The 21,535-nt window shown below is 58.9% G+C and carries 22 protein-coding genes and 1 pseudogene; 9 read left to right on the forward strand and 14 right to left on the reverse strand.

What is annotated here, in order from left to right; translation table 11 throughout:
- Positions 1-3: 3 nt before the first annotated feature.
- The gene (locus ARCT_RS0117790; protein ID WP_027241276.1) at positions 4-891 is read right to left on the reverse strand and encodes an ABC transporter permease; all 888 of its coding nucleotides are present in this window, start codon (positions 889-891) and stop codon (positions 4-6) included.
- A gap of 57 nt (positions 892-948) precedes the next feature.
- Positions 949-2,064 (reverse strand): polyamine ABC transporter substrate-binding protein, encoded by a 1,116-nt coding sequence (locus tag ARCT_RS0117795; protein WP_027241277.1) that lies wholly within the window; start codon positions 2,062-2,064, stop codon positions 949-951.
- 105 nt (positions 2,065-2,169) lie between these two features.
- Here ARCT_RS0117795 and ARCT_RS0117800 point away from each other — a divergent pair, with 105 nt between their 5' ends.
- Positions 2,170-3,042: a LysR substrate-binding domain-containing protein gene (locus ARCT_RS0117800; RefSeq protein WP_027241278.1), complete on the forward strand. Its 873-nt coding sequence runs from the start codon at positions 2,170-2,172 to the stop codon at positions 3,040-3,042.
- A 190-nt stretch (positions 3,043-3,232) separates the two neighbouring features.
- Here the strand turns inward: ARCT_RS0117800 and ARCT_RS27645 are convergent.
- The 5 genes and pseudogenes from ARCT_RS27645 to ARCT_RS0117825 form a co-directional block, all read right to left on the reverse strand.
- Positions 3,233-3,486 (reverse strand): annotated as a pseudogene (locus tag ARCT_RS27645) (sulfatase-like hydrolase/transferase); the annotation flags it as partial.
- A gap of 131 nt (positions 3,487-3,617) precedes the next feature.
- Complete coding sequence (locus tag ARCT_RS0117810; RefSeq protein ID WP_027241280.1) at positions 3,618-4,976, reverse strand: TRAP transporter large permease; 1,359 nt, start codon at positions 4,974-4,976, stop codon at positions 3,618-3,620.
- Complete coding sequence (locus ARCT_RS27250) at positions 4,973-5,482, reverse strand: TRAP transporter small permease (RefSeq protein ID WP_051360863.1); 510 nt, start codon at positions 5,480-5,482, stop codon at positions 4,973-4,975. The genes ARCT_RS0117810 and ARCT_RS27250 overlap by 4 nt, the downstream gene beginning before the upstream one ends.
- Before the next feature lie 19 nt (positions 5,483-5,501).
- Entirely contained in the window at positions 5,502-6,524 is a 1,023-nt protein-coding gene (locus ARCT_RS0117820; RefSeq protein ID WP_027241281.1) for a type 2 periplasmic-binding domain-containing protein, read from the reverse strand.
- 71 nt (positions 6,525-6,595) lie between these two features.
- Positions 6,596-8,053, reverse strand: coding sequence for an amidase family protein (locus ARCT_RS0117825; RefSeq protein WP_027241282.1), 1,458 nt, complete (start codon positions 8,051-8,053; stop codon positions 6,596-6,598).
- Positions 8,054-8,349: 296 nt separating this feature from the next.
- Between ARCT_RS0117825 and ARCT_RS27255 the strand changes: the two genes are divergently transcribed.
- The 3 genes from ARCT_RS27255 to ARCT_RS0117845 all read left to right on the forward strand — a co-directional run bounded on the left by ARCT_RS27255 (position 8,350) and on the right by ARCT_RS0117845 (position 11,098).
- Positions 8,350-9,105 carry a TetR/AcrR family transcriptional regulator gene (locus tag ARCT_RS27255; RefSeq protein WP_051360865.1) on the forward strand — a complete coding sequence of 252 codons (756 nt, stop codon included), beginning with the start codon at positions 8,350-8,352 and terminating at the stop codon, positions 9,103-9,105.
- Positions 9,106-9,388: 283 nt separating this feature from the next.
- A complete protein-coding gene (gene ampC / locus ARCT_RS0117840; RefSeq protein ID WP_027241284.1) occupies positions 9,389-10,543 on the forward strand; it encodes a class C beta-lactamase in 1,155 nt (384 codons plus the stop codon).
- Between the two features lie 267 nt (positions 10,544-10,810).
- Positions 10,811-11,098 carry a hypothetical protein gene (locus ARCT_RS0117845; RefSeq protein WP_027241285.1) on the forward strand — a complete coding sequence of 96 codons (288 nt, stop codon included), beginning with the start codon at positions 10,811-10,813 and terminating at the stop codon, positions 11,096-11,098.
- Positions 11,099-11,120: 22 nt separating this feature from the next.
- Here the strand turns inward: ARCT_RS0117845 and ARCT_RS0117850 are convergent, their stop codons facing one another.
- Positions 11,121-11,603: a MarR family winged helix-turn-helix transcriptional regulator gene (locus ARCT_RS0117850; protein ID WP_027241286.1), complete on the reverse strand. Its 483-nt coding sequence runs from the start codon at positions 11,601-11,603 to the stop codon at positions 11,121-11,123.
- A 218-nt stretch (positions 11,604-11,821) separates the two neighbouring features.
- On the opposite strand from ARCT_RS0117850, the gene ectA reads away from it, so the two are divergent.
- The 4 genes from ectA to ARCT_RS26465 all read left to right on the forward strand — a co-directional run bounded on the left by ectA (position 11,822) and on the right by ARCT_RS26465 (position 14,931).
- Positions 11,822-12,352: a diaminobutyrate acetyltransferase gene (gene ectA, locus ARCT_RS0117855; protein ID WP_154665396.1), complete on the forward strand. Its 531-nt coding sequence runs from the start codon at positions 11,822-11,824 to the stop codon at positions 12,350-12,352.
- 66 nt (positions 12,353-12,418) lie between these two features.
- Positions 12,419-13,705: a diaminobutyrate--2-oxoglutarate transaminase gene (gene ectB, locus ARCT_RS0117860; RefSeq protein WP_027241288.1), complete on the forward strand. Its 1,287-nt coding sequence runs from the start codon at positions 12,419-12,421 to the stop codon at positions 13,703-13,705.
- A gap of 4 nt (positions 13,706-13,709) precedes the next feature.
- Positions 13,710-14,108, forward strand: a complete 399-nt coding sequence (locus ARCT_RS0117865) for an ectoine synthase (RefSeq protein WP_027241289.1) — start codon at positions 13,710-13,712, stop codon at positions 14,106-14,108.
- 157 nt (positions 14,109-14,265) lie between these two features.
- Positions 14,266-14,931, forward strand: coding sequence for a GntR family transcriptional regulator (locus ARCT_RS26465; RefSeq protein ID WP_051360867.1), 666 nt, complete (start codon positions 14,266-14,268; stop codon positions 14,929-14,931).
- Positions 14,932-15,015: 84 nt separating this feature from the next.
- Here ARCT_RS26465 and ARCT_RS0117875 read toward each other — a convergent pair whose 3' ends face one another.
- Together ARCT_RS0117875 and ARCT_RS0117880 are read right to left on the reverse strand one after the other, a co-directional pair.
- Positions 15,016-16,503 (reverse strand): flavin-containing monooxygenase, encoded by a 1,488-nt coding sequence (locus ARCT_RS0117875; protein ID WP_027241290.1) that lies wholly within the window; start codon positions 16,501-16,503, stop codon positions 15,016-15,018.
- An 11-nt stretch (positions 16,504-16,514) separates the two neighbouring features.
- Positions 16,515-16,976: a cupin domain-containing protein gene (locus ARCT_RS0117880; protein WP_027241291.1), complete on the reverse strand. Its 462-nt coding sequence runs from the start codon at positions 16,974-16,976 to the stop codon at positions 16,515-16,517.
- Between the two features lie 189 nt (positions 16,977-17,165).
- Between ARCT_RS0117880 and ARCT_RS0117885 the strand changes: the two genes are divergently transcribed.
- Positions 17,166-18,119 (forward strand): AraC-like ligand-binding domain-containing protein, encoded by a 954-nt coding sequence (locus ARCT_RS0117885; RefSeq protein ID WP_036785113.1) that lies wholly within the window; start codon positions 17,166-17,168, stop codon positions 18,117-18,119.
- Between the two features lie 53 nt (positions 18,120-18,172).
- Here ARCT_RS0117885 and ARCT_RS0117890 read toward each other — a convergent pair whose 3' ends face one another.
- Genes ARCT_RS0117890 through phnC form a run of 4 tightly spaced genes read right to left on the reverse strand, consistent with a single transcriptional unit; the run spans position 18,173 to position 21,507 of the window.
- Positions 18,173-19,075: an HAD-IIA family hydrolase gene (locus ARCT_RS0117890; RefSeq protein WP_027241293.1), complete on the reverse strand. Its 903-nt coding sequence runs from the start codon at positions 19,073-19,075 to the stop codon at positions 18,173-18,175.
- A gap of 58 nt (positions 19,076-19,133) precedes the next feature.
- Positions 19,134-19,946 carry a phosphonate ABC transporter, permease protein PhnE gene (phnE, locus tag ARCT_RS0117895; protein WP_027241294.1) on the reverse strand — a complete coding sequence of 271 codons (813 nt, stop codon included), beginning with the start codon at positions 19,944-19,946 and terminating at the stop codon, positions 19,134-19,136.
- Entirely contained in the window at positions 19,943-20,737 is a 795-nt protein-coding gene (gene phnE, locus ARCT_RS0117900) for a phosphonate ABC transporter, permease protein PhnE (protein WP_027241295.1), read from the reverse strand. Before phnE (ARCT_RS0117900) ends, phnE (ARCT_RS0117895) begins: the two co-directional genes overlap by 4 nt.
- Positions 20,734-21,507: a phosphonate ABC transporter ATP-binding protein gene (gene phnC, locus ARCT_RS0117905; RefSeq protein ID WP_027241296.1), complete on the reverse strand. Its 774-nt coding sequence runs from the start codon at positions 21,505-21,507 to the stop codon at positions 20,734-20,736. Before phnC ends, phnE (ARCT_RS0117900) begins: the two co-directional genes overlap by 4 nt.
- Positions 21,508-21,535: the final 28 nt, after the last annotated feature.

A 21,535-nucleotide genomic window follows, 5' to 3' on the forward strand; every position in this document is an offset into this window, starting at 1 on the left:
GTCTTATCCTTTCTCGCGGTAGGCCCAGAGGACGGTTACAAAGGCGGTGACCAGCAGGCTGGCGATCATCAGCAGCGACACCACGGCGGCGCGCGGCCATTGCTGACCGGCCCGAACAAGGTCCGTCACGAGAATCGGCAGGGTTTGGAAGGTGCCGCCGCCCAGATAGGAGGCGCTGACGAACTCGGCATAGGACAGCAGGAAGGCAAACAGCAGCCCCAGCGTCAGCCCGGGCCGGGCTGCGGGCAGGATGATGCGGAACAGGATGGCTCCGGGACGGGCGCCAAGGTTGGCGGCAGCCGAAATCCCGGTCCGGTCCACATTGGCAAGGGCGATGGTCTGCAGGATCAGGACCACCGGCAGCGCCAGCGTTGCATGGCCGAGAAACAGCGCGAAATAGGTGTTGAGAAGGCTTTCCCCCTTGCCACCCAACGCCTGAACAACGGAGGAGATCACGCCGCCCTCTGTCAGGAAGACCTGCCAGGAATAGATGCGGACGAGATAGCTTGTGAAAAACGGCGCAATCGCAAACCCCAGCAGGATCAGCCGCTGGCGCGGGGCTGCGACAAAGGCCATCGCGTAGGAGGCCGGAAAGGCCAGCAGCGAAATCGCAACCGCACTGGCCATCGACAGCCCGTAGCTGCGCCAGAAACTGGCCCAGAGGAAATCGAGGCCTAGAACATAACGCCAGGCCGACAGCGTGGCGTCCGGCGTCAGCCGGTAGTTCACCACGGACCAGAATGAAATCGCCACCAGCAAGCCAAGCGGCACTGCAAAGAACAGCAGCAGCCAGGCAGGCAGCGGCAGGACCCAAAGCGCCTGCCAGGCACGATTAAAGAGAAAGTGGAACCGGCGCCCCGAAGTGCGGGCCGGGAAAGCAGAGGAAGTCATGTCGATATCTCCGATAAGGCTGCGGCCCCGACGATTGCGCCGGGGCCGGACCGGACATCAGGCGTTTTTGTAACGCGTCCAGGCGTCGTTCCAGGTTTCCAGAGATTGCTGTACCGGAAGCTCCCGCAGCCGGATGCGCCCGGCGCGGATCTCATCAAGTGCATTGGGACCGTTCAGCACCATGTTCTGGCGCTGCGCCTCTCCTGGCAGTTCATCATTCAGCCGCGCCCAGCCCGCCCGCGACGGGATCATCGCCGGATAAGCCTTGAGCGTGGCGGTCTTCACCTGCCCTTCTGGCGACAGCATGTATTGGATGAATGTCCGGGCCAGATCCTGGTTTTCTGACTGCGCGCCGATCGACAGCGACTCGGTCCATTGCAGGCCACCTTCCTCGGGGATGGTCGTGGTGACATCCGCACCATCGCGGGCCAGCACGCCGGTGATCCAGTCGCCGATGCCGGGGATCGCGGAAACCTCGCCCGAACGCAGCGCCGACAGCATCCCGCCGTAGTCATAGAAACCGCGCACCTGAGGCCGGAGCGACATCATCGTCTCGGTCAGTTCCGCCCAGTGCGCCTCATCAAGGTCAAACGGCGACGCGTTGCCATTGAGGAGGCTCAACGCGCCCAGGTTGGGCAGATGCCAGTCGAAATGGCCGATGCGTCCCTCGTGCTGCGGATCCCACATGCTGCGATAGCTGCGGGCTTCCGCCTCGCTCATCGCGGCGCGGTTATGAGACAGCCCAAGGAAACCGAACCGCAGGAAGACCGCATAGGGCTGACCGTCGAACCAGTGGCCGCGGAAATTCTGAAACTCCGGAAAGAAGTCGTCGAACGGGTAGTCCTCAGGCGTCAGCGGTTCAATGAAGCCCGCTTGCTGCAATTGCACGACGTATTCCGCATCCGACAGGATTACGTCGTAGGTTCCGGCCGGAGACTGCGCCATTTGCGCGAGCATTTGGTCGCCGCCGACATATTCCTTGGCACGGATGCGAACATTGTGCGTCTCCTCGAATGCGCCGATCACATCGGGGTCGGCATGGCCTGCCCAGGTGAGCATCGACAAGTCGCGGCGACCCTGTGCGCGCAGGACAGCCGGGGTGGCGATGACGGCCGTGGCCGCAAGAACCCCCTTGATCAACCGCCTCCGGGTGGTGATAGTATTGTGTGTCATTTTTCCCTCCCTTTTCATTCAACAAGCTTCAGAAAGAGGAGGCCAAAAAACAAATGACCATTCGTCAGGCCAAGCTGAGATTTCTTTGCGCAAGTGGGCAACGCCATGCGTAAACTGCCGCCGTTAAACGCAATTCGAGCCTTCGAAGCGGTCGCCCGAAGGCTCAGTTTTGCCGAGGCTGCGGAAGAGCTGAGCGTCACCGCCACCGCCATCAGCCACCAGATCAGACATTTGGAAGCCTATCTTGGCTTCCAAGTGGTAGAGCGCCGCCCCCGTCAGATCGCCCTCACTCCTGCCGGGCAAGAGTTGTTCCCCAAGCTGCAGACGGCTTTTGATATCTTGGGCGAAGCCTTCGCCATGCTCGACAAGGACGTCGAGCAATCGCTGGTCCGTGTCACAACCACATATGCCTTTGCAGAACGCTGGCTGGTTCCGCGCCTGCCAGATTTTTTCGACAAGCACAGCGAGATCAGGGTTGAGGTCGAAACCGATGACGACGTTCTGGACTTGCGGGTTGACCGGCTGGACCTGGCGATCCGATATGGCCCCCAGGCCTCCGTGAATGAGGAAGCTGAGGTTTTGTTCTCGGATCGCTACATTCCTGTCAGTCTGGCTGACCGTCCGGAAACTGGCTTGCAGGACAACCGGCTGCTGGGATTCCGCTGGCGCAACCCGGACATGGGCGGCCCGACCTGGGAAGAATGGTTTAAGGAAGCCGGGGAACCGTTCCCGCCGGACCGCATTATCCGTTTCAGCGATGAAAGTGCGGCTTTTAACGCGCTGGATCAGGGGTTGGGGCTGCTTTTGTCCAGCAGTGCGCTAGTCGAAAAAGGTCTGCAATCAGGCCGCTATCGACAACTCCCTGGTCCTGAGCTGCGCGGATTTGCCTATTGCCTTGTGCTCAATCCGCTGTCGCGCAACAAGCACGGGGTGAAGACATTCGCCGATTGGGTTAGGCGAGCCGCCAAACAGATATGAGCCCAATCGCCTCCGCATCGCCAGCATTCATCTTTCCACGTTTCACCTCTGGCTAGACATAGATCTGGGCATCTGGCGCATTACCGCGCCCGAAAGCAATCAGTTCACGCGCCCAATGATGCGCAGATCCACATGCCTCGCCACTGACAAAATCCGGAATGAACAGCACGGTGCGGCCGCTAACCTCGATGTTGCCAAACGTGTTGTAGTACCGGTTGAGCGGGACATTGTTCCACGAGGCGCCATGGCTGTGAACATAGCGCCCCGTATAGATCGACATGCGCGAGGGACCACAGAGCGGCGATTGAATGCGGGCGTTGTCAAACCGCGCGCCGCGATCCGGTCGATATAGGGCGTTTTCAGATGCGGATGGCCATAGCCGCTCAGATAATCCCAGCGCAACTGGTCGAACAGGATGAGCAGGATCTTCTCGGGTGTGGCCAAGGGACGGTCCCTTTTTCGGTGGCGCGCTGCATGGGGTGCGGTGCAGGAGCATCGGCTGCCCTGCCGCTATCTTTATGAATGGCCGCGGCGGTGACGCCGCGACCTTGATCGCATCTTTGCAGGGCTTGACGCTAGCGCCCCATAAGCGTGGGCACCAGCATGGCGATAGGCGGGAAGGCCAGCACCAGCCCGAGCAGCACCAACATGGCTACAACGAAAGGCGTCACGCCGCGAAAGATGGTCCAGACGCTAATGCCGGTGGTTGCGGCCTTGACCACAAAAACATTGATCCCGACCGGCGGCGTGATCAGCCCCAGCTCGATCGCGATCACCGCGACGATGCCGAACCAGACCATGTCCACGCCCATGGGTTTGAGGATCGCCGCGACCACGGGGACCGTCAGCGTCAGCATGGCGATGCTGTCAAACACACAGCCCAGCGCCAGATAGACAGCAACGATACACAGCACGACCTGAATATTGCTGAGCTCATGGGCGGCCAGCACATCCGTCAGGGTGCGGGTCATCCCGGCGAGGTTGACGAAGTTCGAGAAAATCAACGCGCCAATGGCAACAATAAAGATCATGCCCGTGGTGATGCCGGTTTCGACCAGGCTTTCCCACAGGCTGCGCCATGTCAGGCGCTTGCGCAGCAGGGCAAAAAGTGCGGCAAAGATGACACCGACTCCGGCGGCTTCGGTGGCGGTGAAGATGCCCAGGTAAATACCCCCGATGATCACGACAAAGATCACCACGATGCCCCAGACCTTGATCACCAGCCGCATCCGCTCGCGCATCGGGACAGGTTCGGCACGCGGACCGGCAGTCGGGTCGATCATCGTGGTCATGCCGATGGCAAAGAAAAACATCAGGGTCAGGATCAGCCCCGGCAGGATGCCAGCCATGAAGAGATCGGCAATGTCGGTTTCCGCCAGGATGCCATAGAGCACCATCGGCACCGAGGGCGGGATCAGAATGCCCAGCGTACCACCGGCGGCAATCGATCCGGTGGACAGCGAATCCCGATAGCCAAAGCGCCGCATGGAGGGCATCGCCACCCGCGAGATCGTTGCGGCGGTGGCGATGGAGGAACCACAGACTGCGGCAAACCCGGCGCAGGCCGCAACAGTGCCCATCGCCATCCCGCCCCGGCGATGGCCGAGAAACGCGTTTGCCGCATCATAGAGATCCTGGCTCAACTGGCTGCGGTGAATGAAGGCGCCCATCAGCACAAAGAGCGGGATCACCGTCATTCCATAGTTGGTAGAGACATCGAACATCTGCTGTCCGGCCATGGAGACCGCCGCGTTGACGGCGCGGGCGTTATACTCCAGCCCGCCGTCGCCCCACCAGATCAACGCCTGACCAACCATATCGGCCCGAGCGATGGCAAAGCCGGCCACGCCAACCAAAATCAGCGAAAACCCCAGTGGCACGCCGCCAAAGGCCAGCAACAGCAAGACCACAAAACCAATCAGTGATAGGGTCATTCAAGCGTCTCCTCGGGTTTGAGTGTCGGCGCCGACTTGCCGCCTATTGCCTGCACCACCAGCACGGCCGAGACCGCTGCCGCCAGCCAGGCGAGGACCGTCATCGCATAGGCAACCCGCGCCAACGGGATGCCAAGTGACCCCGACAGCGCCGCGCCATGTGACAGGTGGTTGGCCTGCACCCCCATGCGCCAGGCCAGGAACACCAGCATCAGGGTTATGATGACCAACATGATGACGCGATGGATGCGCCGCGCGCGACCGCTCAGGCGGTCGGTCATCATGGAGATGGTCAGGTGCCCCTCTGCCCGCGTGGTCAGGGGCAATGCCGCAAAGACCGACAGGGCCATCAGGTATTGGACGATCTCATAGCCGCCCGGCAGCGGGGCGCCAAAGAAGTAGCGCCCCACGACATCGATTGCGGTGATCAGCGCCATTGCCAGAAGAAAGGTCGCCATGACCGCTTCCAGCACGCGCTCCACCCAGCTCCAGGCGGTTCTGAACATCCCCCGCTCTCCCCTCACCTCAGTTGCCGGCAGCGACGAGGGCGACTTGCTCGCGGTAATAGGCAAGCGCCGCAGCGCCATCGATACCGGCGGTATCGGCCGTGTCGATCCAGCTTTGATAGATCGGACTCCAGGCTTCTGCGAGCGCCTCGACCAGCGTATCCGACGCCTCGTGGATCTCACCACCAGCGGCAATAAAATCCTCACGGGCCTTTTGGTTTATCGCATCCGTCGCGCCCAGGCGGCGACCAAGGGCCTCCCCCGACAGGCTGTGAATGATCGCCTGATCCTCAGGCGAGATGGTGTCCCAGATCTCGTCGCCGAGGTAGAAGGCAAAGGCAGGCGAGTAGAAATCGTTGGGCAGCACGGTGACGGATTTGGTGAACTGCAAGACGTTGAAGTTCAACACCGAAGGGTAATTGATGCAGCAATAGGCATCGACCACGCCGCCAGAGATCACCTCATACATGCGCACCGCAGGCCCGGGCGAGACCACAGCCCCCAGTGCCGTCAACGACCGCGAGGCATAGCCGGGAAGCGCCCAGAACTTGGCCCCCTGAAAGTCCGAGATGTCGTCGAACACCGTATCGTTCATCGAATAGAAGCTGCCCGGTGCCACGGTCAAAAGCCCCAGCAACTCGACACCCTCCAGCGTTTCCGCCTTCGACAGGTGCTTCTCATAGGTGCGCCAGGAGGCAATTGAGCCAGCCATCGCGCTGGAGTTCACGGAGGGCAGCATGGAAATCTGCAACAGCGGGTTCGAGCCTTCGAGGAAGCCCGTCATGATGAACCCGCCATCCGCGATGCCCTGCTGTACCATCGACAGCAATTCCGGGGGCGGCGCAAGCGTGGCTTCGGGAACATGGAAGGTCACCCGCCCGTCGGTCTGGGCTTCGATCTCATTGAGCCAGGGGTGGATGACATCGGTATAGAGCGTGTCGTTCGGCCCGAGGAAATTGTTGAACACGATGGTTGTATCGGCCTGCGCCGCAAGCGGGCTCGCCATGAGCGCCGCTGCAAAGAGTCCAGAGAATTTTGACATGTCGTCTTCCTTTCAAGATATCTTGCGCCGCAGCGCTTGCCGGGTGAATTGAAATCAGGGCGGCGCCACGATCAGGCGAACCCCGGTGGCGGAACAAAGCCGCCAAAGACCGCGTCGCACAGCGCGGTGAAGCGCATCGTGGTGCGGTCTGCGTATTCCGCGCCGATGGCCTGAACACCAGCGGGCAAGCCGCGCACCGGATCGGGCAAGGGGCGCACGGTCGCGGGCAGATGCCCCAGCGTCGCGATGCCCGGCCAATAGAGGTTTTCCATATAGGGCCGCGTCACGCCGCCGACCTCGAGAACCCGCGACATCTGCGGCACCGGCCCGTGCCCGTCCTCGGTCTGATGCGGGAAGGCGACGGTCATGCTGACCGGGCACAGAAGAATGTCGAAATCAGTAAACCAGGCGCGCCAGGCCTGCCGCAGTTTGGCCTGGCGTTCGACCATCTCGGCGACTTCGGCAAAACTGGACCGGGTTGCCCGCGCCACCTGGTCGGGCAGACTGCCTTTGGGATGTTGGGCTGCGGCTTCGGCATAGGCGTCAAGCTCGGCCTGGGGGACACCGGATCCGATGGTTGCAAACAGCAGCGCGATATAAAGATCATCATTGCCGATCAGGGGGGCCGGTGTCTTGTCGAGATAGGTCACCTGCACGCCCTGCCCCGCCAGCGCCGCCGCATAGGCCTCGATCGCCTCGGCATAGGCGGGATCGACCGGGTTGCCACCGGTCCAGACGGCGACGCGATAGTCAGAAAGCGCCTCGTGCCGTGGCTTGGGCAGGTTCAGAACCCAGCCGCTGTCCGGCATACCGCCAGCCAGCAGATCGAGCCCCAGCTCCAGATCGGCGCCGCAGCGCCCCATCGGACCGCTGACCGCGAGCGGCGATGTCGCCAGGGCGCCCAGCGGCGGTACCTGGCCACGCCCGGGGATGATGTCAAAGGTGGGCTTATGCCCCCAGACCCGGCAGAAATGCGAGGGGATGCGGATCGAGCCGCCGATGTCGCTGCCCAGCTCCAACGCCGTGAAGCCCGCAGCCAGCGCCGCAGCCGCCCCTCCAGAAGAGCCGCCGACCGTGCGGGAGGTATCCCAGGGGTTGCGGCAGACGCCGTGCAGCGGGTTATAGCTCTGGTGGTCCGAGGCGGCGACCGGCACGTTGGTCTTGCCCCAGATCACCGCGCCAGCCGCGCGCAGCCGGGAAACTGCCACTGCATCCTCAGCCGAGACATAATCCTTCAGCGCGGGTATTCCGGCGGTGGTGTGGAAATCCTTGACCTCGTAGGTTTCCTTGATGGTCATGGGCAACCCGGCCAGCGGGCCGGACGCGCCAGCGGCATCCGCCGCCCTGGCCGCCTGACGCGCGGCCTCTGCCCGAACCTCGACAACCGCATTCACCTCGTTATCGAGCCGGGCGCGACGCTCCAGACAATGCTCCAGCAGTTCGAGTGCGCCGATTTTGCGGGCCTTCAGCGCCGCAACTGACTCGACGGCGGTCCACTGATGGGGGGCTTTTTGTAGGAATTCAGTCATTGAGCGGCCTTGCTTATGAACGATTGAAGAAATTTTGACAGGTCGGACCAAAGGCCCTGCGGCATCGACAGGCTGCAAGCCGCGCGTTCGACGCCCAGCATCTGGCCCCACCAACGGACTCTTCCAGCGCGTCTGATCGTCAACGTCATGCTCCCCCCTCTCAGCCCAATGTCACCAGTGGTGATATTAGGCGAAAGCGATCCAATCTTGTCAAGCCTCATCGCATTTATGGAGGTCTTACCGGGCAAGCTGAGCTTGTCGAGCCGGGCCGCTCATGTTACGAAGAAGCCCCTCAGATGTCGGGAAATAATGCGACCGTGAACCAGCAAGAGACACCCAAAGCGCCCCAGAAATTGCGCAAAAAGGGATATCATCACAAAGACTTACGCAACGCACTGTTGGAGACGGCCCTGGTTCTTATTGATCAGCGGGACGGCCCCCATTTTTCACTGCGCGAGCTGGAACGGGCGCTCGGCGTCTCCCATGCCTCGGCCTATCGTCACTTTGCCGACAAGGCGGCCTTGCTGGATGCACTAACGGCAGAAGGATTCGGCAGGCTGGCCGCTTGTCAGGGGGAAGAGCTGAAAAAAGCGGGGGGCGATCCGATGGATCGGCTCAAGGCACTTGGCGTCGCCTACATTCGCTTTGCCCTGAACAACAAGGGGTTCTTCTCGTTGATGTTCTCCGAACGCGGAGACGAAAATCCCGAGCGCAGCAACAGGATCCAGCACAATCAGCAGGCCCTGGAAACTTTGCTGGGCTGTATCATCGCTTGCCAGACCGCCGGATTGATCGCCGATGGTGATCCAAAACGTATCGCCGGCTATGTCATTCTCGCCACCCATGGTCTGGCGGCCTACCGGACGCAGGGCCATGACCCCTTGGGCAGCGGCAGCGACGATACATTCTTTCCGGGCATTGATGCGGTCAACGAATTGACCATCGCCCCCCTGCTGCTCGATCGTCCAAGCGCGTCCGAGATGTCCAGGCGCTGGTTCGCGCCCCTCGACCCTGCGCTGCGGACCAGCGCGGAACCGCAGTCGGAAAGTTGATTTCGGGTCTCGTCATGCGTTTCAACATAATCCGAAAAAAGGGCTTCAAACGGCGATGTTGCACAAATCAGGCTTCAGTTTGAAAACGCCCTTTCCCGCCTGAGTTCAGGCGACGGATCGGTATCACCACGTCAGCCTCTCGTTCAATGATCGCACCGTGGCACCCTCGCGTGTCATAAGCGTCTTGCCGCGCATTTGGTTGGACGTGCGAATTCGCATTTGCATTTACGTCGGATGAAAAATAATCGACGAAGCCCAAAAAACGAACAATGCTGAGGCAGCAATGAAGACATTAACCCTTGCAGCGGCCGCGCTGCTGACCATCCCGACCACACTTGTCGCGCAAGATCTGACGGATGCTCAGTTCACCGGCCTGGCGCGTGACAACTTCGCACCTGTGATTGCAAAATTCGACATCCCCGGACTCGTCATCGGCATCACCTACCGTGGAAAACAGCATTTCTATGCGACGGGGCTAGCCGCGCGCGAGGGCGAGATTGCAGTATCGCCGGAGACGATCTTCGAACTGGGATCAATCAGCAAGATCTTCAATGCGACCCTTGCGGCCCTGGCCGAACAGCAGGGCATCATTGATCTTGAGACCCCGGTGTCGGCTAGTCTGCCGGACCTGAAGGGCTCCGCCTTCGACGACATCAAGCTTGTCGATCTGGCCACGCACGTCACCGGTGGTCTTCCACTGCAAGTTCCAAACGAGGTGCAGGATGTGCCTGAGCTGATCAACTGGCTGGCAGATTGGCAGCCCCCTCAGCCCGGTGCCCGCAGCTATTCGAACGTCAGCATCGGACTGCTGGGGCACATCACGGCGGATGCGTTGGGGATGCCTTATGCGCAGGCAGCGGAAGACATCCTGTTTCCGGCGATGGGCCTGACCAGCACTTTCGTGAACGTGCCGGATACCAAAATGGATCGCTACGCCTTTGGCTATGATCGCAAGACCGACGCGCCGATCCGGGTAAACCCCGGTGTGCTGGCGGACGAAGCTTACGGCGTGAAATCCACCGCGCGCGACATGGTGCGCCTGCTTGCACTGGAACTGGGCCACGGCGACACAGATCCGGCGCTGGCTGCCGCCCTGGAGCGGACCCGCGAGGGCCGGGCCGAGACGGCTTTTTACACGCAAGACATGATCTGGGAACAATATCCCTGGCCCGCCGATAGGGCGGCGATGGAGGCTGGCAACGGCTATGACTTCATCCTGTCGCCCCAGCCCGCCACCGCCATCACGCCACCTATGCCGCCGCAGCGGGACGTCATCCTGAACAAGACCGGGGCCACCAACGGCTTCGGCGGCTATGTGACGCTTCTGCCCAGTCAGGACCTCGGTATCGTCGTTCTGGCCAACCGGAATTATCCGAACGAGGCCCGCGTCCAAGCCACTTACAACCTGATCGAAGACCTTTTGGCAGTGCACAAATAGCAAACAATAGAAGCCACTTGAGGGGTCCGAAGCAATTCGGGCCCCTCTATGTGTTCCAATACGTCTGTACTACAAAGCCGGGGAAAACCGCTTTGATCGTGAGATAGGCACTGAAAGGAGCCAGTCGAACTCAGGAATACATTTGGGAGCGCGTGCTTGGCCAAGCTTTCAGGCAGGGGGGGCATCGGAATTCTCTATGATGAGTCCAGGCACTTGTTTTCTGAGGGCACAAAGTCAAACCGCGTATTCTTGGACAGTTTCAAGTCAATGATGATTTTGTCCGGCGTCTCGTTGTTGACAAAATACGCCAAATCCTGCGAGCAGCGCGACAAAGATGAACTCGTCATGCTTTTGTTAGCCTTCGCCGACAAAGTAGATGTTGATATCGAAAAACGTGTCACCCGGATTTTTGGGCTCGCCTTGATCATGCCTACGCGCACCGAAGGGGCCTTTTCTTTGAGGAAAACTGTGCAGGCGCATGCTTATGCCCAATTGGCATCTGCCAAAGCTACTTTTCCTTTGATTTTGCACTCTCTTCCCGATTTCACCGGTTGAGAGGCATAACCCAAGGGTGGTTTTACTGGGGGCCGGCCGGGCGGATATCGCCGGTCGCCAAAACAGGAGAGGCGTCCAGATCTTCTGCGTCCAACATGGCGGCGACCCGTTCCAGACTGGCAACCAGCATCGCCTGTTCCCAATCCTCCAAGGCGTTAAATTTGCGCACAAAGCGTTGCTGCAATGGATCGGGCGCGTCCACAAGAGTTTCCCGCCCCGCATCAGTCAGCATGATATGAATCTGCCGCCGGTCTTCGCTGGATTTCTGCCGCAGGGCCAGCCCATCCCGGACAAGTTTGTCGACCAGAGACGTGACTGTCCCTTGCGAGACCTGCATGCGCAGCGAGATCGCCTTTGCCGTGACAAAACCATTCTCCGCGATGATCTGCAGAACGCGGAACTGAGCAGGGGTTACACCGGTCGCCTGACGGATTTCGCGCCCGAATAGTTCAGTTGTGCGGATAATGCGGCGAAGCGCGATCAGGCTACTGTCGATACGGTCCATGAAATCCCCGATGGTTTAGACATCAAAGCATACCGTATCGCTTTGGTGCCTTCAATTCTCAAATCACTTCCATAAATGAAGCAAATAATGGTGAATTATCGACATCTATCGACTTATTGCGACAATAATTCGCATATATTGACAAAAATTACTTTGCTAGTTGAAGTTTTACCTCTCACCTGATACTTCGACAGCAGAAGCGACAAAAGAGGATCAAAATGCAATACCCAATTGACCCAATGCGCATCGACCTGCCCTCAATTCGCAAACCCGTTGCGGAAGACGGCGCCAAGGTTTGGGAGCTGGTTCAGGCTTGCAAACCGCTTGATGAAAACTCCATGTACTGCAATCTTTTGCAGAGCGACCATTTTGCTGACACCTGCTGCCTGGCAGAACTTTCACAGGAAACTGTGGGCTGGGTTTCCGCCTATGTCTTGCCCAATGATCCGGAAACGCTCTTTGTTTGGCAGGTTGCTGTGGCTGAAAAAGCCCGCGGCCGCGGGCTGGGGTCCTTGATGCTGCAATCCATTCTGCAGCGCCCTCAATGCAAAGCGGTAAACCGCCTGCAAACCACAATCACCGCTGACAACAATGCGTCCTGGTCCCTGTTTCGCAGATTTGCAGGTCTGCAAGACAGCCAAATGGATATTCAGCCCTACTACACGCAGGCGCTGCATTTCCAGGAGCGCCACAAGACCGAAAACCTCGTCACCATTCCTTTGACAAAACTGCAGGCGCTAGCTGCCTAGCCCATGCGTTTACCGTTTTTTGCCAGTCACTTTTACCTGCCTCCTCTCAAACCGGAAAGAAGTCGTATGTCTACGCAATCTGCCAACAAAGCCATTTTTGGACGTCGGGAATCAGAAGCGCGCAGCTATTGTCGCGGCTTCAATACAGTCTTCACCTCTGCCAAGGGCTCAGAGATGACAGACCAGAGCGGGCGGCAATACATTGATTTTCTCGCCGGCTGTTCATCGTTGAACTACGGCCACAATGATCCGGACATGAAACAAGCCTTGATCGCGCATTTGGAAACCGATGGTGTTGCCCATGGCCTGGATATGCACACCGCTGCGAAGGCCCGGTTTCTGGAGGTTTTTGAGCAGCTTATCCTGCAGCCTCGGGAGATGGATCACAGGGTGATGTTCACCGGGCCAACGGGGGCAAATGCCGTTGAGGCCGCGATGAAAATCGCCCGCAAGGTCACCGGCCGCAGCAATGTCATTTCCTTCACCAACGGCTTTCATGGCGTCACCCAGGGGGCGCTGGCGGCGACCGGCAACAGCTACCACCGCAGTGGGGCCGGTGTTCCGCTCAACAATGTGACGCGGATGCCCTATGACGGATATCTGGGCCAATCCTGCGACACCACCGATTTTCTGGAAGCCATGATCAAAGACCGGTCTTCGGGCATGGATGCGCCTGCCGCCATTCTGCTGGAAACCGTTCAGGGCGAAGGCGGGCTGAATACTGCCAGCGCCGACTGGTTGCAGCGGGTAGCCGAACTGGCGCAAGAGGCCGGGGCGCTGTTGATTGTCGATGACATTCAGGCCGGTTGTGGCCGAACAGGTGGTTTTTTCTCCTTTGAAGAGGCTGGCATTCGTCCCGATATTGTGACCTTGGCAAAATCAATCTCTGGTTTTGGCCTGCCGATGGGACTGGTGCTGGTAAAGCCAGAACATGACATCATGGGGCCAGCAGAGCACAATGGCACTTTCCGTGGCAACACCCATGCCTTTGTAACTGCAACTGTTGCCATCGAAAAATACTGGTCTGACGACAGGCTGCAGCAAAGCATTGCGCGCCGGTCCGAGATCATCGCGACGGGGTTGCAGCAAATGGCCGATCTGGTTCCAGATGCGCGGCTAAAGGGCCGTGGCATGATGCGGGGGGTGGACCTGCGCTGTGGGGACTTGGCCAGCAAGATCTGTGCGCGGGCTTTTGAACAGGGCCTCATCATCGAGACTTCGGGTTCCGAGGATCAGGTGGTCAAGGTTCTTGCGCCTCTGACGACGCCTGACAAGATGCTTCAGCACGGGCTCAATATTCTAATCAACGCCGCACAAGATGTGATCGGCACCCATAAATTTGCAGCGGAGTAATTCCATGATCGTCCGAGATTTCAACGACATCCTCAAAACAGAACGCAACCGCGTCGTATCAGACGCCAAATGGAGCAGCGTGCGCATGCTTTTGGCGGAAGACAAAATGGGGTTCTCGTTCCACATCACCTTCCTGGAGCCCGGATCAGAGCACACTTTCGAATACAAGAACCACTTTGAAAGCGTCTATTGCATGCAGGGCACCGGGTCGATCAAGGATCTTGAGACAGGTGAGGTTCACATCATCCGCCCCGGCGTCATGTATGCTTTGGACAAGCATGACCGCCATACGCTTTTTGCGGAGGAAGAGTTGGTCATGGCCTGCTGCTTCAATCCACCTGTGACAGGAAACGAAACCCACCGCGAGGACGGATCCTACGCCCTCGAGCTTGAAACCGCCTGAACAAACCGGCCTGAACAAACCGGCCTGAACAAACCGGCCTGAACAATCCGGCCTGACGAAACGGCCCGAAGGAACACAAGAGGGACCGTGGTTGTTTGTTTAACCCCTGCGGCCCTCACCGACAGGCAACAGGCGATCCATCGCCGGAAAGCGCGGCATGAATAAGCTGGTGAGTGCATTGGAAGCTGCGGAGGGTGTTCAAGATCGATTGAGCATCATGTACGATACGCTTCGGTTTCGCATTTGCACATTGCACTACCCACCGGGAATGCGACTGTCAGAGACGGCTGTAGCAGAAGAATTCGCCTGCAGCCGCACACCGCTGCGTCGGGTTCTGGCCTGGCTGGAGCGAGAAGAACTTATTGCTTCGCGCCAGGGCGTTGGCACATTTGTCACCGCGATCGAACCCGCGTCACTTGCACAAAGCTTTGTGGTGCGCACCGCACTAGAGCGGGCCGTGGTGGAAATTGATCCGGTCCGTGATCTGGCGGCAGTCGCAGCACGCTTTCAAACGCTAAGTGCGCGCTGCGCAAAGCTGCAAGCCGAGCCGGACATGATAGGCTTTGCGCAGATTGACATGGAGGCATTTGATGCCTTTGCCGAAACCACCACAAACACCGCCTTGCAGGCAAGCGCAAAGAGCTATTATGGCCGCACCACGCGGCATCAGTTGCACCGTCTGGCAAAGGACAAAGCCTGGCTCGCTGCCGCTTGTGACACCCTGTGTGCGCATGTCAGCAATATCCACTCGGCGGTACAGGTGGCAAATTTGGAAGCCGCAGCACATTACCAAATCGCCTATACCAGAATGCTCGCACCCTAGGGTCAGGGCCCATGGTTTTAGGGTCCTGACCCAAAAGGCTTCATCGCAATGGCACATTGTCCGTGCGGTTTGTCTTACGCCCCCTTACCCGGCCCGGTAGTCTGGTGCTGAGGCCAGAAATTCGCCATAGGCATCTGCATCGGGAAACGAAAACTGTTCGGCCAGGGGATTTGAACGCTTTGTCTTGGTGGCCCCCATATCCGCAAGCAGCTCATCAAAATGTTTGAAATGGAACGGGGCCGAACACAGCCCGCCATAGACCTGAGCCGCCGGGCGTTCCTTACGCCGCCAGTTCAGCATCATCTCGATATTACTGTTCATCTCCTGCGCGTCTGGCTGCTGGGCCAGTTGCCCATCAGCATAGCGCACCAGCCAGTTGGCGATCATTTCCGCCGACAAAATGGTGCAGAAGCTGGAGTTGTAACCAACAAATCCCACTTCCGGCAGGTCCGGGTTCACCGACAACCGATAGACCCTATATTGACCATCGTTTTCAATCAGCTTCTCGCGGTATTCTTCGGGCAAAACGGGGATGCCCAGCTTCCAGCCGACAGCCAAAACCGAAACATCACATTTCACCCGCTCGCCGGTGCTCAGGACCACGCTGTCCCCCTCATAGTGATCAAAAGTCCCCTGAACGAGTTTCAGTTTCCCGGATTTCAGGGTTTCAAAGAACCCCGGAGTGACCAAAGGCAGGGAACAGGATGCCTCTTTTTCGATCGGCGTATCCGGCACCATGTTCCATTTCTTCAGCCCCAATTGCAGCTTCAGCATGGTTTCCAGCCCACGAAAATTGGCCCAGACAAGCGGCTTGGTGACTGCGGCAAACAGCTTTTGCAGCGGGCTGCGCCCCCAACTGTTGAACTGCATCTCCTGCGCCCGCATATACAGCAGGTGTTTGAAGTTGATGCCGCCAATGAAGTAAGGCACCCGCCAAACATTCTTGCGGTAGACCATGGTCACCTGTTTGGCCCCATGATGAGCCGCGTTCACCGCAATATCGGTTGAAGACTTTGAGCCGCCCAGAACAACCACATGTTTGCCCTGTGCTATCTCTGAATCGGTGTATTCCGAGGAGTGCATGACCTGCCCCCCCTGCGCAACAAATGCCTCCTGTCCGGGATGGGTGATAATGTTCTTATAAGAAAACTGCCCGGTACAGATCGCAACAAAATCAAAGTCTTGCCTACGGGTTCGCCCTGCACTCTCCAGCGTCAGGGTCCAGCCCGGCTTGCCGTCGGTGCGCCGCTCCATCCCCACCACATCCGTGTGTAGCTGATAAAGACGGCCGAGCTTGTGCTTGGCCGCATAGGAATGGATATAGGCATGCACCTGCGGCCCCTTGGGCCATTGCGGATAGGCATCCGGCATCGCCATATCGGTAAAGCGATACAGGTCCTTTGGGCTTTGCGTTTGTACACCGGGATAGGAGCGCGACAATTCCCAGACGCCGCCAAAATCATGACTGCGTTCAAACCCGATAACGCGATGGCCCTTTTCGTCAAATGCCTTGGCGGCGGCCAAGCCAGCGACGCCGCCGCCAATGACGGCAACTGTTTTTCTATTCACCATCTGGGCTCTCCTTACGCCTCTGGGGGCGGCGGCAGGAAGTCGACCTCGTGCAGGGCGGAGATCCGCACCAGTTCTGCAGGATCTGTTACCCCATCCAATGCCCCAAACAGATCAAAAAGCTTGCGCGACGGCGCCACGCCAAAGACGCATTTGGCCTCTGCTCCTGACCGGTTATAGACCCCATGCGCCAGGCCCATCGGCATGCGGATCAGATCACCTGGTCCGGCTTTGTTGGGTTTGACGTCGCCTTCTTCATAGCCAAAATCCACCTCCAGATTGCCCTCGACGATCAGGATCCATTCATCCTGCGTCGGATGGACATGCGGCGGTACAAAGGTGTCAGCGGGCACCACCGCGTGCCAGATCATGGCATTGTCCGAATGCAGCTTTGGTGTGTAAATCTGGCCCACCACGTTCCACGCGACACCTTCAAGCCCGATGTCGGCTGATGTTACTCCGGCTGTTTCTTTCATGTTTTTTCTCCCTGTTATGGCTGAATGCCACAATCAGCGTACTGCGCAGGCTCGGTTTGCTTTGTCCAAATTGCGCAAGAAAATGCGTTCTCGAAAGTGCTTGCTTTAAGTTTAAAACTTTTTAGGCTGCTTGGGATGGAACCAGAATTCCTAAGGAAATCGGCTGATCCCCTTTGCGGGCATCGCCTGTTGCATTCAACAGACGTTGAACTTGCGCGCGCTGCGGTGGCTGAACAATTCTGCGATCACGATCTGATACCGGGACCCGCGCATGGCACATTTGACGCCTGCCATAACCAGGCCCAAGGTCAAAGCCTGTCGCTGAACTATATGCGATATGGCTGTGATGTGACGATCAATCCCGGTGAGCTGACAGATTTTTACCTAGTGCAAATCCCACTGTGTGGGGCCGCCAAGGTGCGCAATGGGCGCAAGACGGTAGAGGCAACACACAGAACCGGATCGGTGCTCAATCCCACCCGTGACACACATATGGTCTGGTATGGCGGCTGCGAAAAGCTGTTGCTTCAAATCGACGCCGCCGCGTTGCACCAAACGGCTGAGCGGATCTTGGGGCAATCGCTCCTGCATCCCATCGTGTTCGATCCCGCGCTCCGGTTGGAGTCACCAGAGCTGCAAAACTGGGAAAGAAAATTCCGGGCCGCCGTCGCCGTCGCCGACCAGAAAGGCGCTTTTGGCGACAGCCAGCATAAGCACCAAGCCCTGTTCGAAGAGGAGTTGATTGCCGGCTTGCTGATGGCCCAGCCCAGCACCGTTCATCATATTCTGACGCAGGCCCAGCCACATGTGTCTTCGCCGCAAATCAATCGGGCCCGCGCCTATATCCTGGAGAACCTGACAGACCCGATCACCGTGGCCCAGATCGCCGCCGCCGCAGGCTGCAGCATTCGCAGCTTGCAACTGAGTTTTCAGCAGAGCTTTGGCTGCACCCCAATTGGTTTTCTTCAGCGACAGCGCCTGAACCATGCGCATATGCTCGCACAGTCCCTGCCCAAAGATACCCTGGTCAGTGGCATTGCCTACGAAGCCGGCTTCTTTCATTTAGGCCGGTTTTCCATTGCCTACCGCGAGGTCTTTGGCTGCTCCCCCAGGGAAACCCTGGCGCAGAACCGATTTTCGTAAGCCCCCGCAACGCTAGGGTAAGGCCCCATTAAACCAGGCAGGGCATTGCGCCCTTAGGTGGTGGCAACCACCCAATCCGGGCGGATTCCAGAGCTGCAAATAAAGGGCGCGACATCGTGGCCGCGAAACAGGCCATGATCCGTGATCAGGATGGTGCCGATGCCGGCAGCTGCGCCGCCCAGAACATCGGTATGCAGCGTATCGCCCACCATGGCGATGCGGTGGCGGGGGATGCCCGCCAGCCGGTTCAAAGCCACCTCAAACGCATTGCCATAGGGTTTGCCGTAGAACGCAGCCTGCAGGCCCGTTTTAGCAATGATGTCATGTGCTATCAGGCCTGGTTCCAACGACAGGCCCTCCTCACGGGGGGCGACCAGATCCGGGTTGGCGACCACCAAAGGCCGGGGGCGGTCTAGTAGCGCCTGCACCACCGCAGCGGTGTCAGCCTCGCGCCAGCGGGCAGAGGACAGCAGCAGGATCCCGCCAGCGCTGCGCAACAGGTCAGGGTTGTCGGCCAAATGGGCAATCCGGGCTGCAGCTGGCGCATCGCTGAAATCATCGCCCTGCGCCGCAGCTGCGGCCCAGACCTGTGACGGCGGTAGTTCGGGAAGATTGGCAAAGGCAACATCGCGGCTGGAGACCACCTCACAGGCGTCAAAATCAAAGCCAAGCCTGTGGTATTTTGCCAGAATTTCGGCGCGCGTATAGCTGGCCGCATTGGTGAGAACAATCAGCCGCTTGCCCAGGGCGCGCAACGCAGCCATCTGCTCTACCGCGCCTTTGATGGCGGTTTCACCCCGGTTCAGAACGCCAAAGGCATCCAGAATATAGGCGTCAAAATCCGGTGCTGTATCGCTGAGGTCGCGCCCGGTGCGAAAGGTCTGACAGAACGCAGCACTGGGCAGGGCTGCCCGCAGGCTCTCATAGCGTTGAAAGGCCCATTTGGTGTCGATCATGGGGAGTGGCCTTGAACTAAGTACATTTGGCGGCCAGCGGGGCCGGCCGCCAGAAGGCTTATAGGATTTTCTTGCGCATGTAAGAGGAAACCACCTCTCCGAACACAACAAGCGCCAGGATGGTAAGCAACACCATGGAAACCTCGGGCCAGTTGAAGGTGTCGATTGCCCCCTGCAGGATCATCCCGATGCCACCAGCGCCCACAAGTCCCAGCACGGTGGATTCACGCAGGTTGATGTCCCAGCGCAGGATCGCAATGGCAAAAAAGGCGGGCATCACCTGAGGCACAATGGCGTAGAGCACAATCTTGAACCGCGAGGCCCCGCAGGCCTCCAGAGCCTCAACCGGTTTATGGTCAATCTCTTCAATGGCTTCCCCCAGCAGTTTGCCCAGGAAACCAATAGAGCGAAACATGATGGCCACGATGCCCGCAACAATGCCGGGGCCAAAGATGGCCACAAAAAGCAGCGCCCAGATAATGGTGTTGACCGAACGCGACGACACCAGGATGAAGCGGCCAATCCACAGGGCCACCCGGTTCGGCGTTGTGTTCTGCGCCGAAATATAGGCGACCGGCAATGACATCACGACAGCAAACATGGTGGCCAGTGTGGCGATGTTTACCGTCTGCCAGATGGCCTCCAGGATCGACGGCAGATTGCTGGGATCCGGTGGCATCATGCGGCCAAAGAGATCGCCCATCTGTGTCGGAGCGTCCCAGACCCATTCCCAGATCACGTCGATGCTGCTGAGGGCCCAGGCCACGATCAAAAGGGTGCACATCAGGCCGCCGTAGCGCATCAGGCGCTGGCGCAGAGTAAAGCGGGACCAGTGGTCAAGTGTCTGGTGCAGGGGGTGAGTCTTCATCATGCGATCCGCTTTCTGATAAATCCGCTTACCGCTTCGGACACGAGAATGACGCCGACGATGACCATGGTGATGGCCAGGGCAAAATCATAATCATAGCGGCCAAAGGCATTGGCCAGGGTGGCGCCAATGCCACCTGCCCCAACGATACCAACCACCGCAGAGGCCCGCAGATTGCTGTCCAACTGGTAGATGCCCAGGCCCACAAGCCGTGGCATGATCTGGGGCATCACCGCGTAGACCAGGGTCGAGAGAAAGCCCGCGCCAACCGAGCGCATCGCCTCAACCTGGCCAAAGTCGATCTCTTCGATCCGTTCGGCCAGCAGTTTGGCCACAAAGCCAATGGAATAGACCACCAGCGTCAAGGCGCCGGCAAAGGGACCAAAGCCAACCGCCTTGACAAAGATGATGGCGACAATCACCGGATGAAAGCTGCGCGCCACGATAATGATGCCGCGCCCCAGAAAGTAGATCGGCCTGATCGAGATATTGCGCGCCGCCATAAAGGCCAAGGGCACCGACAGGGCAATGCCGCCCACGGTTGCCAGGATGGCAATCTTCAGGCTTTCCAGAAAGCCGTCGATCAGCAGACCGGAGCGTTCAAAATTTGGCGGAAACGCCCCGTTAAAGATCCGCTGCGCCCGGCGCATGCCGTCAGAAACCCGTTCCCAATCAATGGGCAATGTGGCCAGGGTGACAACAACATAGATGGCAAGCGCAGCATAAAGCCCGTAGCGGAGCGTCGGGTTCTTGATAAAGGCAGGCTTGCGCCAGGTGGTTCTATCCGTGCTCATGCCACGGCTCCAACTTCGGCGCGGTCCATGGCCGGTACCCCGGCGTAGATTTCATCCATTTCCGGCTTGTCCAGCTTGCCCGGCAGATCATCAAAAATGATGCGCCCATAGCGCATGCCGACGATGCGGTCGCTGTATTCCTTGGCTTCGGTCACGTTATGGATGTTGATGATCACCGGCAATTTCAGCTCAGAGGCGAGATCACGCAGCAGAGACATGATCTGCTCAGAGGTCTTGGGATCAAGCGACGCCGTGGGCTCATCCGCCAGCAGAATTTCGGGGCGCTGCATCAAGGCCCGCACCACACCAACCCGCTGGCGTTCCCCGCCCGACAGCTCATCCGCGCGTTTGTCGGCGTAATGGGCAATGCCAACCCGCTCCATCAGCTCATAGGCGTGGCGGATATCTTCGCGCGGATAGCGGCGGGTCAGCGCCGCCCAGGTGGAGATATAGCCCAAACGGCCCGACTGCACGTTTTCCATCACCGTCAGACGGTCGATCAGATTGAAACTTTGAAACACCATGCCAATGCGGCGGCGGGCGCTGCGCAGCTCGCGGCGGTTCAGGGTGGTGAATTCGGTGCCGTTCAGATCAATTGAACCGGAGGTGGGCTCAACCAATCGATTGATGCAGCGCAAAAGCGTGCTTTTACCAGCCCCGGAAGAGCCGATAACGGAGGTCAACTGATCCCCTTCGACAGTCAGATCCAGCTCCTTGAGCACAGGATCGCCGGAGCCATATCGTTTGGTCAGCTTGGAGATTTTTAGCATTGGGGGTCCTCGGGCATAGCGCAGCTCG

This window comes from Pseudophaeobacter arcticus DSM 23566, assembly GCF_000473205.1.
Lineage (GTDB): Bacteria > Pseudomonadota > Alphaproteobacteria > Rhodobacterales > Rhodobacteraceae > Pseudophaeobacter > Pseudophaeobacter arcticus.

Bases quoted from the DNA above. Each gene is read 5' to 3' on its own strand.
- phnE (WP_027241295.1), bottom strand. From the start codon at position 20,737: ATGAGCACGGATAGAACCACCTGGCGCAAGCCTGCCTTTATCAAGAAC.
- ARCT_RS0117795 (WP_027241277.1), bottom strand. From the start codon at position 2,064: ATGACACACAATACTATCACCACCCGGAGGCGGTTGATCAAGGGGGTT.
- ectB (WP_027241288.1), top strand. From the start codon at position 12,419: ATGTCTACGCAATCTGCCAACAAAGCCATTTTTGGACGTCGGGAATCA.
- ARCT_RS0117790 (WP_027241276.1), bottom strand. From the start codon at position 891: ATGACTTCCTCTGCTTTCCCGGCCCGCACTTCGGGGCGCCGGTTCCAC.
- ARCT_RS0117810 (WP_027241280.1), bottom strand. From the start codon at position 4,976: ATGACCCTATCACTGATTGGTTTTGTGGTCTTGCTGTTGCTGGCCTTT.
- ampC (WP_027241284.1), top strand. From the start codon at position 9,389: ATGAAGACATTAACCCTTGCAGCGGCCGCGCTGCTGACCATCCCGACC.
- ARCT_RS0117820 (WP_027241281.1), bottom strand. From the start codon at position 6,524: ATGTCAAAATTCTCTGGACTCTTTGCAGCGGCGCTCATGGCGAGCCCG.
- ARCT_RS0117890 (WP_027241293.1), bottom strand. From the start codon at position 19,075: ATGATCGACACCAAATGGGCCTTTCAACGCTATGAGAGCCTGCGGGCA.
- ectA (WP_154665396.1), top strand. From the start codon at position 11,822: ATGCAATACCCAATTGACCCAATGCGCATCGACCTGCCCTCAATTCGC.
- ARCT_RS0117850 (WP_027241286.1), bottom strand. From the start codon at position 11,603: ATGGACCGTATCGACAGTAGCCTGATCGCGCTTCGCCGCATTATCCGC.
- ARCT_RS0117875 (WP_027241290.1), bottom strand. From the start codon at position 16,503: ATGGTGAATAGAAAAACAGTTGCCGTCATTGGCGGCGGCGTCGCTGGC.
- ARCT_RS27255 (WP_051360865.1), top strand. From the start codon at position 8,350: ATGTCGGGAAATAATGCGACCGTGAACCAGCAAGAGACACCCAAAGCG.
- ARCT_RS26465 (WP_051360867.1), top strand. From the start codon at position 14,266: ATGAATAAGCTGGTGAGTGCATTGGAAGCTGCGGAGGGTGTTCAAGAT.
- ARCT_RS0117800 (WP_027241278.1), top strand. From the start codon at position 2,170: ATGCGTAAACTGCCGCCGTTAAACGCAATTCGAGCCTTCGAAGCGGTC.
- ARCT_RS27250 (WP_051360863.1), bottom strand. From the start codon at position 5,482: ATGTTCAGAACCGCCTGGAGCTGGGTGGAGCGCGTGCTGGAAGCGGTC.
- ARCT_RS0117865 (WP_027241289.1), top strand. From the start codon at position 13,710: ATGATCGTCCGAGATTTCAACGACATCCTCAAAACAGAACGCAACCGC.
- phnE (WP_027241294.1), bottom strand. From the start codon at position 19,946: ATGATGAAGACTCACCCCCTGCACCAGACACTTGACCACTGGTCCCGC.
- ARCT_RS0117845 (WP_027241285.1), top strand. From the start codon at position 10,811: ATGATGATTTTGTCCGGCGTCTCGTTGTTGACAAAATACGCCAAATCC.
- ARCT_RS0117825 (WP_027241282.1), bottom strand. From the start codon at position 8,053: ATGACTGAATTCCTACAAAAAGCCCCCCATCAGTGGACCGCCGTCGAG.
- phnC (WP_027241296.1), bottom strand. From the start codon at position 21,507: ATGCTAAAAATCTCCAAGCTGACCAAACGATATGGCTCCGGCGATCCT.
- ARCT_RS0117880 (WP_027241291.1), bottom strand. From the start codon at position 16,976: ATGAAAGAAACAGCCGGAGTAACATCAGCCGACATCGGGCTTGAAGGT.